Annotated in this window: 1 protein-coding gene and 1 pseudogene; both read right to left on the bottom strand. The window is 74.8% G+C overall.

Features of this window, described 5'->3' with window-relative positions:
* On the bottom strand, positions 1–1,856 hold a 1,856-nt coding region (locus GT007_RS22040; protein ID WP_160123817.1), incomplete at its 3' end, for a peptidoglycan D,D-transpeptidase FtsI family protein.
* Positions 1,853–2,263: pseudogene (locus GT007_RS22855) on the bottom strand (hypothetical protein); the annotation flags it as partial. The gene GT007_RS22040 and the pseudogene GT007_RS22855, both read right to left, overlap by 4 nt.

Genomic DNA, 2,263 nt, shown 5'->3' on the forward strand with positions numbered 1-2,263 from the left:
TGCCGCACGCCGGTGGCGGGGGCGGTGGGCAGCGGGGCGGGGGCCGCGGGGGCGATGCCCGGCAGGCGCGGGGCGGGCGCGCCCGGCATCCGCCCGTTCAGCGGCAGGGCGATGGCGGCCTGGATGGCGGCGGAACGCTGCTCGGTCTCGGGCGTCATGCCCAGCATGGGGGCCACGCGCTCGATCACCCGGCGCGCCAGCGGCGCCATGATCCAGCCGGCGGTGGCGAAGCCTGCCGTCTCGGCGCGCGCATGGGGCTCGTCCAGCATCACATACAGCAGGTAGCGCGGCTCATTGATCGGGAAGGCACCGACGAAGGAAGTGACGGAACGCCCGCGCATGTAGTGGCCGTTGGCGTCGCGCTTGTTGGCCGTGCCGGTCTTGCCGCCCACGAAATAGCCCGGCGCATCCGCCCGCCGGGCGGAGCCGGTGGTGACCACCAGGCGCATCATGCGGCGGATGATGTCGCTGGTGCGCTCGCTGATGATGCGCGTGCCCTCGCGCTCCTCGCCCTCGGGCACCGCGACCAGGGTGGGGCTGCGCAGGATGCCGCCATTGACCAGCGCCGACACCCCCGTGACCACCTGCAGCGGAGAGACCGCGACGCCGTGCCCATACGCGATGGTCATGGTCGAGATGTCGGACCAGGCGCGGCCGCGCGGGAACAGCGGGCGGGCGATGCCCGGCAACTCCACCTGGATGCGGTTCAGCATGCCCGCGCGTTCCAGGAATTCCCGGTGGCGCTGGCGCCCGGCGGCCACGGCCATGTGCGCGGCGCCGATGTTGGAGGAATAGGTGATGATCTCGGGCACGCTCAGCCAGCGGCCCTCGCCCCGGAAGTCCGAGATGCGCTGCCCGCGCGGCAGCAGGATGGGCCGGGAGGCATCGAAACCCGAGGTCAGGCTGACCGCGCCGCTGTCCAGCGCCATGGCGGCCGTGAACAGCTTGAAGGTCGAGCCCGGCTCGTACACGCCGGTGATGGCGCGGTTGAACTGCTGGTCCGCCGTGGCGGAGGTGAGGTCGGAGGCCGAGAAATCCGGGTTGGAGATCATGCCCAGCACCTCATGCGTGCGCACATCCATCAGGATGGCCGCACCGCCGAGGGCGCCGAAATAGGCGCGCTGGGTCTCGATCGCCTCACGCAATTCGCGCTGCACGCGGATGTCGATGGACAGGCGCAGGGGGTCGCGGCTGCTGCGCAGGCGCTCGTCGAACCATTCCTCCACGCCGCCGCGCGCCTCGCCATCGGCGCCCACGCTGCCCAGCACATGGGCGGCGTCGCGCCCGCGCGGATACTGGCGGCGCTCCGCCACCTCGAAGCCCAGGCCGATTTCGCCCAGCGCGTTGATGCGCTCCCGCGCATCCTCGTTGATGAAGCGGTCCAGATAGACCCAGCGGCTGTCGGAGCTCAGCCGTTCCAGGATATGCGTGACCGAGAGGTGCGGCAGGATGCGGTTGAGCTCGCGCGCCACGCGCTGGGGGTTCTCGATCTCCTGCGGGCGGGCATAGAGCGCGATGCCGCGCACCGTCACCGCCAGCACCTCGCCATTGCGGTCGGTGATCTCGGCGCGGCCGACGGTGGCCTCGGGCACGCTGACGCGCTGCACGGGTGTGGCCACGCGCGGCAGGGAGGGGTCGAGCACCGTCGCGTCCAGCAGCTTCAGGCTGACCGCGCCGAACAGGGCGGTGAAGCCCAGCGCCGCGAAGGCCACCCGCCCGCGGGAGACGGCGGGGCGGATATCCACGGCGGCATTGGCGCGCGGCGTGCGCGACAGCTCGGTGCCGATCGGCCGGCCCTGGGCGCGGCCCGCGGGGGTGGCGTCGGCTTCCGGGGCGCGGGGGAAGGGCTCGGTCATCGGGTGTAGGGCACCGGGGGCGCCAGCACGGCACCCTGGCCGCCCAGCAGGGAGGAGCCCTCAAGCCGCTGCACATGCATGGCGGCGCGGATCGGGCCCTGGCTGGCCGCGACCGGCGGCAGCGCCGCGCCATCGGCCGGCGCGCGGCGCGGCGCGGGGTTGGCGGCGGCCACCTGGGCGGGGCTGGGGGCGCGGCTGGGCTCGGGTGCCGCCACTGGCGGCAGGCTGGGGCGGGCGGCGGCCAGCGCCTGCGGCGCGGCGGGGGCGGCGACCGGCGGCAGCGCGGGCCGTTCGGGCACCACCGGGCGCGTGGGGCGGGGTTCGGCGCGCGCGACGGCCATGGGGGCGGGGGCGGCCGGCGTGGGGGTGGCCACGGGGGCAACCGGCGCCGCCACGGGCGGCAGGGC

The sequence above is a fragment of the Rhodovarius lipocyclicus genome (assembly GCF_009900765.1).
GTDB classification, from domain to species: Bacteria; Pseudomonadota; Alphaproteobacteria; order Acetobacterales; family Acetobacteraceae; genus Rhodovarius; species Rhodovarius lipocyclicus.